The organism is Massilia sp. CF038 (assembly GCF_900129765.1).
Taxonomy (GTDB): domain Bacteria; phylum Pseudomonadota; class Gammaproteobacteria; order Burkholderiales; family Burkholderiaceae_D; genus Telluria_A.
The window spans coordinates 1,941,344-1,955,653 of sequence record NZ_FQWU01000001.1 but is presented as its reverse complement, the minus strand read 5'-3'; the positions used below and the strand labels follow the sequence as shown (position 1 = coordinate 1,955,653).

Below are 14,310 nucleotides of genomic sequence, written 5' to 3'. Positions count from 1 at the left end.
CATGGTTGTTGGTTCAGCCTTCGCGCCCGTCGATGCGGGGCGCCAGCAGGCGCGGGCCATACACGGCCAGGTAGATCAGGAAAGTAAGGCTCCAGCAGGCACCAGCCAGCAGCAGCAAAGCGTCGCGCTGCCAGTTGCTCAGGGCGGCGGCCAGACGGGCCAGCACGGCAAGCTGCATCAGCACATACATGGCCACATCGGCAGGCCCTGCAGCCAGCGCACGCCCCGTATGGCCCAGCGCGGTGCGCGTGATCATGCCGACAATCAGGCCGCCCAGCGCGCCCACGGCCAGCAGATGCACGGCTGCGCTGGTGGTCACCAGGCCCATCTCGGCCAATCCCAGCAAGGCCATGCCGAGGGCAATCCAGGCGTAGGAAATATGCAGTATCCACAGGATCGGCCGGGACAGCGTGCGCCATGGCTGCCACAAGGCCAGGCGTGCCGCTTGCGCCAGTGCAGCAGCGAATGCCAGCGGCGCCGCCAGCGCCACTGGCACGTCCATCACCCAGCCCAGGCCAGCCAGGATGGTCAGCAGCATGGTGGCGCGCTCCAGCAACGGGCGCGGGACCGGCTTGACCCCGGGGACAGCGTTGGCGGTGAAGTTGGGAATCACGCGCCCGCCAATGATGGTTTCGATCACCACGACCAGAATGATGGCAGCATAGACCGGCCGCAGCGGGCTCACGGCCAGCATGCCCAGCTGCGCCGCATGAAACACCAGGTTGGCCACTGTCAGCAGGGCCAACACCACCACCAGCACCATGTTGCGCGCGTTGCCGGAGCGCGCCAGCACCCGGTACATGGGCCAGGCTGCCAGCGGCAGGAAGGCCGCGTCGATGGCGGCCGTGGCCAGCGATGGCGCCAGCAACTGCGCCACCCTGCCCGCCAGCCAGACGCCGGCGATACAGCCCAGCCAGGCGCCGCGCGGGGTCCAAAGCCCGGTCCAGTTGCGCCCTGCTGTATACATGAAGCCGACCACGATGGCGATCACGAAGCCGAACACCATTTCATGCATGTGCCAGACCACGCCCAGCGGCACGCCGGCCACGCGGCCGTAGTACAGCGCCAGCCACAAGGGAATGGCCAGCGCGGCAAAGGCCGCACCAGCGAGATAGAAAGGACGAAAGCCAAGCGCCAGCCAGGCCGGGCCGCCGTAGGTGTGGGGCGCCGCCCCGGGTGGATCGATGTGCAGCAGTGCCATCACGGTTTCCTTAACATGTATTTTTAATGCATGTTAGTGATTGGCGGCGGCCTGCGCAATGAAAAAAGCGGGGTTCGAAACTATATTTGCAGGCAGCGCTGCATTTCGAAAAAATTTGATCTACATCATGGGCAAGGCGCGCCCGCGCCCGCTAAGATCGGCCTGCCGTCAGTGCGATCATGCGCCTTTCGGCGCTTTGAAATGCATCTGTACCGCCTTGACTGCGCCGCGCGGTCCTTTTTTGGACTGGCTCGCCGCAAGCATGCTGTCGAGCGTGGCGCCGTCAAGCACGGCCAGGAAAGCGTGGGTGGCAGCGCTTAATGTGCCTTGCAGGCTGCACTGGCCGGCGTAGATGCACCCGGCCGAGGCGGTATCGAAACAGGCTGCCATGAAGAAGTCGTTTTCGGTCTGGCGCACCACCGCGCCGATGTTGATGTCGGCCGGTTCGCGTCCCAGACGCAGACCGCCACTGCGTCCGCGCAAGGTATCGATGTAGCCGAGTTGTCCGAGCTGATGGACGACTTTGCTCAGGTGATTTTTGGCGATGCCGTGGGTGTCGGCGATTTCCTGGATGGTGACCAGGCGGTCCTGGTTGGCGGCCAGGAACATGAGCGTTCGCAGGGCGTAGTCGGTGTAGGAAGTCAATCGCATCGGGTGATCCGGTCTGCAGCGCTGAAAGAATAATTTTACCCGTTCACGCAATCTACGTCGAAACCTAAACTGGATCAATTTTAAAGATACATTCCATTTACATCTTCTAAAACATACAAATAAAATGCAGCTTAATGCCTCACCCCGTTTCACCACACTTCATCAATAAGGAAATTGTCATGCACGCCACGCGCAAACTATGGACCTGGCTCGCTGTCATCTGTGTACTTTCGTTTGCCGCCCTTGGCTGGGTTGGCCGCGAGATCTACCTGGAGGCGCCGCCGATCCCCCTGCAGGTCCGCACTGCGACCGGGGACATCCTGTATACAAAAGAACATGTCCAGCATGGCCAGCAAGCCTGGCTGTCCGCTGGCGGACAGCAACTGGGCACTGTCTGGGGGCACGGCAGTTATGTGGCGCCAGACTGGTCGGCCGACTGGCTGCACCGCGAAGCGCTGGCCCTGCAGGACATCATTGCCGAGCGCGATCTGGGCCGCCCTTACGCCGAGCTGGACACGGGCGACCGGGCCCGCGTCGATGTACTGGTCAAGCAGGAGCTGCGCGCCAACACCTACGACCCCAAGGCCGATGCGCTGGTGCTCTCGCCCATCCGCGCCGAGGCGGTACGGCGCACCGCGCGTCACTTTGACGATCTGTTCGGCGACGCCACGGCACTCGACAATTTGCGTGAACAATATGCCATGACGCCCAATGCGCTGCCTGTCGCGGCAGACCGCAAGAGCCTGACCGGCTTCTTCTTCTGGACTTCATGGGCCGCGGCCGCCAACCGGCCTGGCAAGGAAGACCTGTCCTACACCAGCAACTGGCCACACGAACCGCTGGTGGGCAATACCCCCACGGCAGGCGCCGGCATGTGGTCGATCGCCAGCGTGATCCTGATGATCGGCGCGATCGCCGGCATGATCTTCTTCCATTCCATGCACAAGGAAGAAGACGATCCCGTCCCCCCCAAGAACGATCCTCTGTTTGATCTCAAGCCCACAGCCTCGATGAAAGCCACGCGCAAGTACTTCTTCGTGGTGGTGGCATTGATCCTGGCCCAGATCGGGATGGGCATCATCACCGCCCACTATTCGGTGGAAGGCACCAGCTTCTTTGGCTTGCCGCTGGCGCAGATTCTGCCATTTACCGTCAGCCGCACGATCCACACCCAGTTTGCCGTGCTCTGGATTGCCACTGCCTGGCTGGCCACCGGTCTGTATATCGCCCCCGCCATCTCCGGCCATGAGCCCAAATACCAGGCACTGGGCGTGAATGTGCTGTTCTATGCGCTGCTGTTCATCGTGGCCGGTTCGACCCTGTTTGGCTGGCTCGGCACACTGCAAAAACAAGGCACCGAATTCGCCTTCTGGATCGGCAACCAGGGCCTGGAATTCACCAGCATGGGCCGCGTGTGGCAGATTCTGCTGTTCGTCGGCCTGCTGTTCTGGGCCACGCTGCTGGGCCGCGGTCTGTGGCCAGCGCTGAAAAAACCGTCCGACAGCCGCGGTCTGATTGCCATGGTGTTCCTGGCAGCGGTGTGCATTGGCGGCTTTTACGCCACCTCGCTGACCTGGGGTCCACGCACCCATTATTCGATGGTCGAGTACTGGCGCTGGTGGCTGGTCCATCTGTGGGTGGAAGGTTTCTTCGAAGTGTTCGCCACCGCCGTCATCGCCCTGCTGTTCACCCGTCTGGGCCTGATTCGCGCCGCGTCGGCCAACACGGCCATCGTGCTCGAAACAATCGTGTTCCTGTTCGGCGGCATTCTGGGCACCTTGCATCACCTGTACTTCACCGGCACGCCCACGTCGGTCATTGCGATTGGCTCGATGTTCTCGGCCCTGGAAGTGGTGCCCTTGTCGATCATCGGGGTTGAAGCCTACCGCAACTACCAGCGCTCGCAGGCGGCGCCATGGGTACAGAATTACAAGTGGGCGATCTTGTGCTTCATTGCTGTCGGCTTCTGGAATACGGTCGGCGCCGGCCTGCTGGGCTTCTCGATCAATACACCGATCGCGCTGTACTACATGCAAGGCATGAACATGACGGCAGCGCACGGCCACGCCGCCCTGTTTGGCGTGTACGGCATGCTTGGGATCGGTCTGATGCTGTTCTGCCTGCGCGGCCTGTCCGACCGCCTGGCCTGGTCCGATGCCGCCCTGCGTCCGATGTTCTGGCTGCTGAACCTGGGCCTGGCGATGATGGTCTTCATCTCGCTGGTCCCGGCCGGCATCTACCAGGCCTGGGCCAGCATCACCCGTGGCGTGTGGTATGCCCGCTCGGCCGAAGTGGTGCACTCGAGCTTCATGGAGACCATGGTGTGGCTGCGCGTGCCCGGTGACATCGTGTTCACGATCGGCGTGCTGTTCCTGGTGCTGTTCATGTGGCGCCTGGTGTTCCAGAACCGCGCCGCGCGCACCCAGGCCGCAGCGGCCCTGGCCAGCGCTGCCTGATCCAACCCGGCCGGCGCTGTGCAACTGGCGCGCGCCGGCCACTATCCGACTTAACATGGAGAACCCCATGATGCACGAATGCTCCCAACCCAACTCCGACTTCGGGATTTATGAATTCGATGCGCGCGGCGTGGCGCGACGCTTTCGCCACGCCGCCATCTTCGGCGCGCTTGGCTCGCTCTCGGTGGGCGAAACGATGCGCTTTTATAACGACCACGATCCCCTGCCCCTGCTGCAGCAGCTCGATCACCATTTTGGCGCACGCCTGCGCGCCGCCTATCTGGCGCGCGAGCCTGGTGCGGTCATTATCGACTTCAAAGTCATCGGCTGAGCCGGGAAACCGCCATGCGCCTGACCGACTACACCGATTATGCCTTGCGCGTGCTGATGCACCTGGGCGCGCACCCGGGCGAAATCATTACCAGCCGCGAGATCTCGCAGGCGCACGGCATCTCCCACAATCACCTGACCAAGATCGTGCATCAGCTGGGCCAGCTGGGCGTGCTGTCGAACTTGCGCGGACGCGCTGGCGGGATCCGCCTGGCCCGCCCGCCCGAACAGATCATGCTCGGCGCCGTGATCCGCATGACGGAACCGGACTTTCAAATGGTTGAATGCTTCGCGCAGGACAACACCTGCACGCTGGCCGGGCGCTGCAAGCTCAAGGGTCTGCTGCTGGATGCAACCGAGGCCTACCTTGCCAAACTCGACCAGGTCCCATTATCGACCCTACTCACCCCCTGTGCCAGACTGACGCTGCCGATCACATGAACTACCTACTTCTCAAGCACGTACACATGTCCCTTGCTGCCCTCAGCGGCAGCCTGTTCCTGCTGCGCGGCCTGTGGATGCTGGCCGCCTCGCCCATGCTGGAGCGCGCCTGGGTGCGCAGCTTGCCGCACATGATCGACTCGCTTCTGCTGGCCAGCGCCATCGGCCTGGCATGGTGGAGCGGGCAACTGCCCTGGACCAGCCCCTGGCTGGGCGCCAAAGTCATTGCCCTCATCGCCTACATCCTGCTTGGTTCGGTCGCCCTGAAATACGGTCGCACCCGCCTGCAGCGCGGCAGCGCATTTTTTGCCGCACTGGCGTGCTTTGGCTACATCGGCGCCACTGCCGTCACCAAGAATCCACTTTTCTTCCTTTGACTGGAACCGTCATGTCCACCCTGCCCGAACCGCCTGAAGTGTTCCTCGACCTGCGCGGCCTGTTTCCGCCCGAGCCGATGGAACGTGTGCTTGACGCTCTGGCTGCGCTGCAAACGCGGCAAAAAGTACGGCTGTTGATCGAGCGCGAGCCGCATCCCCTGTTTCGCATCCTCGAGCGCAACAACTACCGCTACCAGAGCACCCAGCCCGAGGCCGGCCTGTACCAGATCGTGATCGAGGAGCGCTAATGCAGCGCAAGCTGGCATACGCACTCTCGCCCGCCCCGCAGCTGCCGCTGGTCTTCCTGCTCACTGCACCCTGGTTTGCGCTGCTGGCGGCGCTGGTGCTGTTGTGGACAGGCGAGAGCGCTCTGGTGTCGCGCTGGGCCACGCCCACACTGGCAATCACCCATTTGCTCACACTTGGCTATCTGTCCATGGCCATGGCCGGCTCAATGCTGCAGCTCATTCCCGTTGTCACCGGCACCGCCGCGGTCCTGAGCCGCAGCGCCGCCGCACTTGCCTGGAGCGCGTTGTCGCTGGGTACCATCTTGCTGTCACTTGCCCTCGGGCGCAACCTTGCCGCGCTGTTTGTGCCGGCAGCAGCCGCACTGGTGGTGGGCTTCGCGCCCTTGCTGCATTGCCTGGCGCGCGCGCTGCAGCGGCCAGCCGCGCCGGCGGCCATGCCCATGGTGCGCGGCATGCGCATGGCCGTCGCCGCGCTGGTCCTGACGCTGGCCCTTGGGTGCCTGCTGGCCAGTGGCTTTGGCGGCTGGCTGGTCCTGCCGCTGATGCTGCTGGTCGACCTGCACGCACTGTGGGGAATGCTGGGCTGGGTGCTGATGCTGGTGCTGTGCGTGGCCTTTCAGGTGGTCCCCATGTTCCAGTCCACACGCCTGTATCCGGTCCTGGTGACGCGCTGGGGCACCCTGGCGCTGGGCCTGGCGCTGCTGGCCTGGAGCGCCCTGCGCGTACTGATGCCCGCGCAGACCGGCTGGGCCAGCGCGGCGCTGACTTTACTGCTGACCGGGTTTGCCGCGTGCACGGCCTGGCTGCTGGCGAGGCCGCAGCGAAAAAAGGCCGACGCCTCCACGCTGTACTGGCGTCTGGCCCTGCTCAGCCTGGCGCTGAGCGCCCTGCTAGTCCAGCTCCCATCCAGCGATCGCCTGACGCTGGCCACGGCAATCGTGTTCCTGGCTGGCTTTGCCATGGGCGTGGTCAACGGGATGCTCTACAAGATCGTGCCCTTCCTGCTCTGGTACCACCTGCAGCAGGACGCGCGTGCGCGCAAGGGGACGGTGCCGGCGCTGCGCGACGTCCTGGCCGATGACAGTGCGCGGCGCCAGTTCTGGTGCCATTGCGCCGCGCTGGGGGCGCTGCTGGCAGGGGTATGGCTGCCGGCGCTGTTCGCGCGCCCGGCCGCCTTGCTGCTGGCGGCAGCCAGTGCGCTGCTGGCCACCGGGCTGCTGCGCGCCACCCTGCGCTGCCGCGCGATCCAGCGGGCGCTTCAGCCCTCATAGACGCGCAAGCGTTCGATATCGAGAATGGTGATCTGCCGACCTTGCACGCTGATCATCTTCAGTTCAACCAGGTCGTGCAGCACGCGCGAAAAATATTCGGGCGTCAGATTCAGGCGCGAGGCCAATGATTTCTTGCTGACGGTGAGCGTGACGAGCGCGCCATCGCCTTCCGGTTCATCCTTGAGCAGATAGCCGACGATGCGCTGGCTGCCCGAGCGCAGCGAATACGATTCGACGTCCTTGATCAGGCCATGCAGGCGCCGGCTCATCCCGGCCAGCATGCGGCGCGCAAAAGCGGGCTGACGCTCGAGTTCATCAAACACGGCCTCTTTGGCGATATGCAGCAGCATGGTGTCCGCCAGGGCCGTGGCGCCGACAATGTAGGGCTTTTCCATGAACATGAGCGCTTCGCCAAAACTGAAGCCCGGCCCGATGATTTCAATGATCTTTTCGTCGCCCTGGGCCGACAGAAACCCCAGCTTGACCTGGCCGTAAATGACGATATGAAAGCCGCGGCAGGGGTCGCCCCGATGAAATATGGGCATGCCACGCGCGACGTGCAGCTCCTGGGTGCGCGCCGCCAGTCCGGCCAGCTCCTCGGGACTGAAGTCGGCAAACAGGGGCAAGCGCTTGAGGAACTCGCGCCGGTCTATTTTTGATGGAAGCATAAGGCGCCTTTCAAAATGCAAAAAAGACCCGCATGCAGCGGGTCTTGGGGAAGCTGGCGGCAATCAGTGCCCCGAGCTCGCGTCCGGCGTGCTGGCGGTGCGGAAGATGTCCGGGTTTTCCTTGCCGGTCACGTACAGGAAACCGGCCAGGCCCTTCTCCATGCGCGACAGAGCATGGTCGACCAGGATGTAACGGCCGGGCACTTCCACCTTGAACTCGACCATGGTCGCGCCGCCCGGTGCCACGGTGGTGGTCTGCACGTTCTTGGCCGGCAGCGAGGTCAGATCGGCCTGCGAATACACGCGGTCAAACACTTCGCCGATCACGTGGAAGCTCGAGGTCAGGTTCGGTCCGCCCACGCCGAAGAAGATGCGCACGGACTCGCCCACTTTCGCTTCCATGCGGTGTGTTTTGGTCAGGGCGTTGTGGGTCCCGTTGAACATCAGATGCTCCGGCTGTTCATTGAGCAGCTTCTCGAGCGAGAACTCGGCTTCGCCCGGCGTGCCATGGCGCTGCGCGGTGTACAACTCGCCCTGCATCACGTAAAACTCGCGGTCCACCTTCGGTAAGCCACCTTCCGGTTCGACCAGAATCATGCCGTACATGCCGTTCGAGATGTGCTGGGCCACCATCGGGGTGGCGCAGTGGTACACGTACAGACCGGGGTTCAGTGCCTTGAACGTGAAGCTCTTGGTGCTGCCAGGGGCGGCCTGGGTCACGGCAGCGCCGCCGCCAGGACCGGTCACCGCGTGGAAGTCGACCGAGTGGATCATATGGCTATCTTTGGCATTGCTCATATCGACTTCCACCGTGTCACCCACGCGCACACGCAAGAACGGACCCGGCACCTTGTTGTTGAAGGTCCAGTAGCGGTAGGTGGTGCCGTCGGCAAGCTGGCCCACGATCTCGGTCGTCTCGAGGCTCACCTTGAGTTTTTTAGGACCGCGCGCGCCCACCGGCGTACCAACATCGAGCGGATTGCGTGAAATGTCGGCCCCTTTTGCCACCGGCGCAGCCACCGCGCCTCCGACGATAATCTTGCCGATCATGCCTGCGGCAACATGCCCGGGCAGGCTGCAGATATAGGTAAATTCTCCCTTTTTGTCCGCCTTGAACACGATCGAGGTACTGGCGCCCTTGTCATTGATCTGATTTGATCTGGCGTTAAAGTCGGGCACGGTCACATCGTGGGTGGCGCCATCGCCGTTGACCAGGTTGATCTGTACGACAGCGCCTTCCGGCACGTTCAATGTCGGGTTCGCGGTGCCCTTGTTGGCACCGGTTTCGCTGATGAACACCAGCTTGCCGTCGGCGATATCGGTGCGCAGCGTGAACGTCACGTCCGGGCGGTACTGCACTGCCGAGCTGCCACCAGCCTGGCCGTGGCCAGCGTGCTGCGCCAGCGCCGGCGCCAGGCTGGCGGCGCCAAGTACGAGGGCAAAGACGGCCTGCGAAATGATTGTCTTTTTCATGTTTTTCTCACCTAGTTATGTCTGGTGCGGAACTGCACCTGTTGACCTTGATCAAATCATATATTCGCAATGCATGTTAAAAAATTGATTCACATCAAATATTCGACAGATGGCAGCGTTATTTGATGCACTTGGGAAAATTTGATTTACATCAAATGTAAAACATGCATCGGAGATATATGATTTCTCCAACCCGGCAATCCCGCCAACCGAAGGTAAACCACTATGAAAAAAATCGTCCCCACTCTGATCGCTGCCGCCCTCGCCGCATGCTTGCCATCCCTCGCCAGCGCCAGCTGCGGCGCCGCCTTTTGCGCCGTCAACAGCAACTGGACCGCCGAGAGCGCACTGGCAGAAGCAAACGACGCATTCGATCTGCGCTTTGAGAGCATCAAGCAGGATCAGCCCATGACCGGATCGCGCAAGCTGGCGGTGGGCGAGATCAAGGCCCACCATGACGAAGTAAGCACCATGAATCGCAACGCTGTTGTGCGCTACAGCCACAGCTTCGGCAACGGCTTCGGCCTGGAAGTGAGCGGCGCGATTGGCAAACGCGAACATGAGCACATTCACAATCACCACGGCGCCCAAATCTTTGACAGCTGGTCTTTCACCGAACTGGGCGACGTCCGTGTGACAGGGCGCTATCAGCTGCTGACCATGGACGATCCGCTGCGGCCAGCCAATGCGGGCATCACCTTCGGTTTGAAGCTGCCCACGGGTAAATTTGATCTTGCCAACGGAAAAGGCGCTGTGGGCGAACGCAGCATGCAGCCCGGCACCGGCACCACTGATTTGATCCTGGGCGGCTACTATCACCGCAAGCTGGTCGACAGCGACCTTTCCTGGTTTGCCCAGGGGCAATTCCAGCATGCCTTGAACACGCGTGAGAATTACCGTCCAGGCGCCCAGCTCGGCCTGGATGTGGGAGTACGCAAGGGAATCAGCGCCACCGTCGGCTTGCTGGGGCAACTGAACTATGTCTACAAGCGCGCCGACCGTGGCAGCGAAGGCGAGCCAGACAGCAGCGGTGGCCGCTACCTGTACGCCAGTCCCGGCCTGAGCGTTGCGCTACCCGGCAACAAGCAGCTGTACGCGTTTTACCAAGTACCCGTGCACCGTCATGTAACTGGCATCCAGCTCAGCGCCGACCGCGCGCTGGTAATCGGCCTGTCCGGGCAACTGTAATGGGCACGCTGCCTGCCCGGGCTGTCGCGACGCTTGCCGTGCTGGCAGCGTTTACCTGCGCGCCGGCAGCTGCCTTCCACCTGACCGATGTGCAGGGCCAGCGCCATACGCTGGAACGGCACAAGGGAAAGTGGATCGTGTTGAATGTGTGGGCCACCTGGTGCGCCCCTTGCATCAAGGAGATGCCGGAGCTGGAAGCCTTGTCTCACGCACGCGGCGATCTGGTGGTGCTCGGTCTGGCCGCCGACGGCGACAACCTGCCCCGCATCCAGCGCTATGCCCAGGTCCTGCATGTGACTTATCCGATCATTGCAGGCAACCCGGCTACGCTGGCCGAATTCAAGGTCAAGGCCTATCCGACCACCCTGCTGTTCAATGCCGCCGGTACGCTGGTGTTGACCAAGCTGGGCCAGGTTACACGGGCCGAACTGGAAAGCCGCTTGCCGCCTGTACCGGCGCGTTGACAACGTCAGCGCCCCAGCATGCCGCACAGCGAGGCGGCCGGCAACGGGCCGGCAAACAGAAAGCCCTGTCCGTAGTCGCACCCGGCCTGGGTCAGCAAATCGCGCTGCTCGGCCCGTTCGATGCCTTCTGCAATCACCTTGATATCAAGCTTGTGTGCCATGGCGATGATCGCTTCGCACATGCTCAGATCGTCTGAGTTGGCAGCAAGGCGGGTGACAAAGCTGCGGTCAATCTTCAAATAGTCGATATGAAATTTGCGCAGATACGACAGCGCCGAATAGCCGGTGCCGAAATCGTCAATGGCCAGCTGCACACCCGCCTCGCGCATGCTCTGCAATTGCGCCATGATGGCCTTGTTCGACTCCAGCAGAATGTTTTCGGTGATTTCGAGGATGGCGCAGGCCGATGCGCCCGCACTGACTGGCGGCTGCCATGCAGGCAAGCGATGGCCCCCATTGCCCACGTGGCGCAGCTGGGCCGGCGACAAATTGACGCTGATTTGAAACTGCGGATCAATGCGCTCGCGCCAGACGGCAGCCTGCTCGGTTGCACGCTGAAACACCCAGTCGCCAATCGGTACGATCATGCCCGTTTGCTCGGCCACGGGGATGAACTCCACCGGACTGACATTGCCCCGCACTGGATGGCGCCAGCGTAGCAGCGCCTCCGCTTTGTGAATGGCGCCAGTAGCCAGGCCCACAATCGGCTGGTACAACAACTCGAACTCCTGGTTCGACAGCGCATGGCGCAGATCGTTCGAGAGCCGCATGCGCATCAAGGCTTCGTGCTGCATGCGCTGGGTGAAGTAGCGAAACTGGTCGCGCCCCTGGTTTTTGGCCGCGTACATGGCCTGGTCGGCATTTCTGATCAGGCTGTCGACGTCGCGCGCGTCGTCCGGAAACACCGTGATGCCGATACTGGCGGACACGTACACGCTGTTCTCTCCCAGATAAAACGGTTGCGCCATCGCCCGTACAATCTGGCTGGCGACCCGCTCGACAATGGTCGCACCGTCCAGTTCACCCAGGATGACGGTGAATTCATCGCCACCGATGCGCGCCACCGTATCGACTGCGCGCACGCAGGCGCTCAGGCGCTCGGCGGCCTGCTGGAGCAAAATGTCGCCAGTGTCGTGACCGAGCGTGTCGTTGACCTCCTTGAACTGGTCGAGGTCAATGAACATCAGGGCCAGCCTGGCCCCGCTGCGCGCGGCCTTGTGGGATTCGTGTTCCAGCCGGTCGCGGAACATGCTTCGGTTGGGCAGCCCGGTCAGGGTATCGAAGTTGGCCTGACGCCAGATTGTTTCCTTTGCGCGTTTCTGGTCGGTTACAGGCGAAAACATGCCTATCCGTAGTTTTTCGCACCCACTCTCGTCGTAAATGGTATCAATCCGCAGCCATTCCAGCACTTGTTCACCACTCTTGCGCCGCGCCCTGACCGAGCCGGCCCAGTGCCCGGTCTTGGACAGGACAGGCTGGCCCTCGAACGGGACCAGACCCGCCGCCGCGTCGCACTTGAGCAGATCCACATTGCGTCCCACGATGTCGGCTTCGGCATAGCCGGTCAGTGCGGTGAATGCAGGGTTGATGGCTTCCACGCGCCCCTGCATGTCGAACACCATGATGGCTTCGCCAATGGCCTTGTAGACCATGCCCGACAGGCGCAGGGCCTTTTCGATGCGCTTCTTCTCGGTAATGTCGGTCGACACGCCGATTACGCCGATCATTTGATTGCGTTCATTTCGCAACGGCGAGTCCGTCACATGGACTTGCATCGTGCGGCCGTTGCGGTGACGCACTTCGTATTCGCCAATCCAGCTTTCGCCGCGGTTCAGGCGCGCCATGATCTGGCTCGTATGCTGGCGCGCCGATTCCGCTGGCAAGACCTCGACGATATTGCGCCCCAACACTTCAGCGGCCGACCAGCCATACATTTTTTCGGCAAATGGGTTCCAGAAAACGATCACCCCACTAAGATTGGTGGCAATGACCGCCTGCTCGACCGATGCCAGCAAGTGGCGCTGCAAACGGATCTGGCGCTCCGCGATCAGTGGCGCCACCACCTGTTCATGCACAGCGACAAAGCGTGCCTGCCCCGCCATGGGGGAGCGCATGAAGCGCAGCCGGAACCAGCGCTCTTCGTGCGGGGCATCGCAGGCGTATTCCATGGTGGCGCTCTGACTTTCGCCAGCGAGCACCTCGCGCAGCGCGCGCAAGGCACGCAGCGCATCGGCATCACCTTGCTGGGCCGCATGTTCACATACCGAGAGGTAATTGGCACCGGCGCAGACCCGCCGCGCATCGCCGCCATTGTCGCGGGCAAACTTTTCCCAGGCCGCGTTAACGCTGATGATTGTACCGGTCGCATCGATCACAGCGATCTGGTCGTTCAACATATCCATGGTCGACCAGGCGGGATCGCGCTTTGGCGCGACGCGCGCCATTCCCCTGTCGGACATTGTCGCGGCACCTCACTTAATACGCTGAATACTAATTTTGCGCCCAGCCTCCACGCCCTGCAAGGGCCGCACAAAACAGTGATGCCCCGTCGCCACAGCGTGTGTTTGCGTACAGAGCCATACGGCAAAAGACGCCTATGCTCGCGATGACATTCTCACGTAACGGAAAAGGACACAGGCAATGACAGAGGCACGACAAATGGATCAGGAAACACTGGACTTCATCCGTGGCGTATTCGCCCTGGTCCGCGCGGGCGAAACGGCGTCACTGGAGGGCTTGATTGGCAAAGGCTTGCCGGTAAATTTTCGTAACGAAAAAGGCGACAGTCTGATCATGCTCGCGGCCTATCACGGCCACGCCGACACCGCGCGCATTTTGCTGGCGGCTGGTGCCGATCCTAACGTCGCAAACGACCAGGGTCAGACCCCACTGGCCGGCGTGGCCTACAAGGGGTATCTGGACATTGCCACCCTCCTCCTTGAACACGGCGCCGCCGTGGAAGGTAGCAGTCCGGATGGCAAGACGCCCTTGATGATGGCCGCCATGTTCAACCGCACCGCCATCGTTGATCTGCTGCTTGCGCGGGGCGCCCGCATTGATGCGACCGACAGCCGCGGGATGACCGCCCTGAGCCTGGCGGCCTCGATGGGCGCGAGTGACACGCTCAAGCAATTGCAGGAGCGCCTGTTCCACCGCGAACAGCCAAGCGCGAAAGCAAGTGGCGTGCACGGTGAGATGGCGCACTGAACTGTACAACCGTGCTGCAGAAAATAGGGACTCACTTTAAGGAGACCATCATGGCAGACGACTTGAACAATCGCGGTGCACAGGACCGAAACCGGATTAGCCTGACAGAGAAACACGAGGTGGCTTACTGGACAAAGGCGCTGGGCATCAGCGAAGAAGAACTGCAGCGCCTGGTCAGCAAGGTCGGCAACAACCCGGCAGCCGTACGCGCGGCAATGAGCAACTAGTTTCAAGGGGAGTTCGCCCCTCCCTCAAACAACCGCGCGCGTGCGATTTGCACCACGCGCGCGGGCTTGCCCTCCCCCTTCCACGCCCGTGGCGCCCATCGCTGCGCC

At 62.3% G+C, this 14,310-nt stretch carries 15 protein-coding genes; 10 read left to right on the top strand and 5 right to left on the bottom strand.

Going from position 1 to position 14,310, the window contains the following annotated elements; all coding sequences use genetic code 11:
* Positions 1-13: 13 nt before the first annotated feature.
* Together BUC24_RS08930 and BUC24_RS08925 are read right to left on the bottom strand one after the other, a co-directional pair.
* On the bottom strand, positions 14-1,201 hold the full coding sequence (locus BUC24_RS08930; RefSeq protein ID WP_073213939.1) for an NnrS family protein: 1,188 nt from the start codon (positions 1,199-1,201) through the stop codon (positions 14-16).
* Between the two features lie 177 nt (positions 1,202-1,378).
* On the bottom strand, positions 1,379-1,852 hold the full coding sequence (locus BUC24_RS08925) for an RrF2 family transcriptional regulator (RefSeq protein ID WP_073213936.1): 474 nt from the start codon (positions 1,850-1,852) through the stop codon (positions 1,379-1,381).
* Between the two features lie 179 nt (positions 1,853-2,031).
* Here BUC24_RS08925 and BUC24_RS08920 point away from each other — a divergent pair, with 179 nt between their 5' ends.
* From BUC24_RS08920 to BUC24_RS08895, 6 genes are all read left to right on the top strand, one after another.
* Positions 2,032-4,308 (top strand): nitric-oxide reductase large subunit, encoded by a 2,277-nt coding sequence (locus BUC24_RS08920; RefSeq protein WP_073213932.1) that lies wholly within the window; start codon positions 2,032-2,034, stop codon positions 4,306-4,308.
* Positions 4,309-4,375: 67 nt separating this feature from the next.
* A complete protein-coding gene (locus BUC24_RS08915; RefSeq protein ID WP_073213928.1) occupies positions 4,376-4,639 on the top strand; it encodes a DUF2249 domain-containing protein in 264 nt (87 codons plus the stop codon).
* A 14-nt stretch (positions 4,640-4,653) separates the two neighbouring features.
* Complete coding sequence (locus BUC24_RS08910) at positions 4,654-5,079, top strand: RrF2 family transcriptional regulator (RefSeq protein ID WP_073213925.1); 426 nt, start codon at positions 4,654-4,656, stop codon at positions 5,077-5,079.
* Positions 5,076-5,456 carry a SirB2 family protein gene (locus BUC24_RS08905; protein ID WP_073213923.1) on the top strand — a complete coding sequence of 127 codons (381 nt, stop codon included), beginning with the start codon at positions 5,076-5,078 and terminating at the stop codon, positions 5,454-5,456. The genes BUC24_RS08910 and BUC24_RS08905 overlap by 4 nt, the downstream gene beginning before the upstream one ends.
* Positions 5,457-5,467: 11 nt before the next feature.
* Positions 5,468-5,704: a DUF2249 domain-containing protein gene (locus tag BUC24_RS08900; protein ID WP_073213921.1), complete on the top strand. Its 237-nt coding sequence runs from the start codon at positions 5,468-5,470 to the stop codon at positions 5,702-5,704.
* Complete coding sequence (locus BUC24_RS08895; protein WP_073213917.1) at positions 5,704-6,975, top strand: hypothetical protein; 1,272 nt, start codon at positions 5,704-5,706, stop codon at positions 6,973-6,975. Before BUC24_RS08900 ends, BUC24_RS08895 begins: the two co-directional genes overlap by 1 nt.
* On the opposite strand, the gene BUC24_RS08890 is transcribed toward BUC24_RS08895, so the two are convergent.
* Together BUC24_RS08890 and nirK are read right to left on the bottom strand one after the other, a co-directional pair.
* The gene (locus BUC24_RS08890) at positions 6,963-7,643 is read right to left on the bottom strand and encodes a Crp/Fnr family transcriptional regulator (RefSeq protein WP_073213915.1); all 681 of its coding nucleotides are present in this window, start codon (positions 7,641-7,643) and stop codon (positions 6,963-6,965) included. The genes BUC24_RS08895 and BUC24_RS08890 overlap by 13 nt on opposite strands.
* Positions 7,644-7,706: 63 nt before the next feature.
* Positions 7,707-9,116, bottom strand: coding sequence for a copper-containing nitrite reductase (nirK, locus tag BUC24_RS08885; protein WP_083598787.1), 1,410 nt, complete (start codon positions 9,114-9,116; stop codon positions 7,707-7,709).
* Positions 9,117-9,341: 225 nt separating this feature from the next.
* On the opposite strand from nirK, the gene BUC24_RS08880 reads away from it, so the two are divergent.
* Positions 9,342-10,304 carry a transporter gene (locus tag BUC24_RS08880; RefSeq protein ID WP_083598786.1) on the top strand — a complete coding sequence of 321 codons (963 nt, stop codon included), beginning with the start codon at positions 9,342-9,344 and terminating at the stop codon, positions 10,302-10,304.
* A complete protein-coding gene (locus tag BUC24_RS08875; RefSeq protein WP_073213912.1) occupies positions 10,304-10,768 on the top strand; it encodes a TlpA family protein disulfide reductase in 465 nt (154 codons plus the stop codon). Before BUC24_RS08880 ends, BUC24_RS08875 begins: the two co-directional genes overlap by 1 nt.
* 5 nt (positions 10,769-10,773) lie before the next feature.
* Here BUC24_RS08875 and BUC24_RS08870 read toward each other — a convergent pair whose 3' ends face one another.
* Entirely contained in the window at positions 10,774-13,227 is a 2,454-nt protein-coding gene (locus BUC24_RS08870; protein WP_083598785.1) for an EAL domain-containing protein, read from the bottom strand.
* 199 nt (positions 13,228-13,426) lie between these two features.
* Between BUC24_RS08870 and BUC24_RS08865 the strand changes: the two genes are divergently transcribed.
* Positions 13,427-13,975, top strand: a complete 549-nt coding sequence (locus BUC24_RS08865) for an ankyrin repeat domain-containing protein (RefSeq protein ID WP_229448108.1) — start codon at positions 13,427-13,429, stop codon at positions 13,973-13,975.
* 50 nt (positions 13,976-14,025) lie between these two features.
* Positions 14,026-14,202 (top strand): DUF3606 domain-containing protein, encoded by a 177-nt coding sequence (locus BUC24_RS08860; RefSeq protein WP_073213904.1) that lies wholly within the window; start codon positions 14,026-14,028, stop codon positions 14,200-14,202.
* The last annotated feature ends 108 nt before the right edge of the window (positions 14,203-14,310 follow it).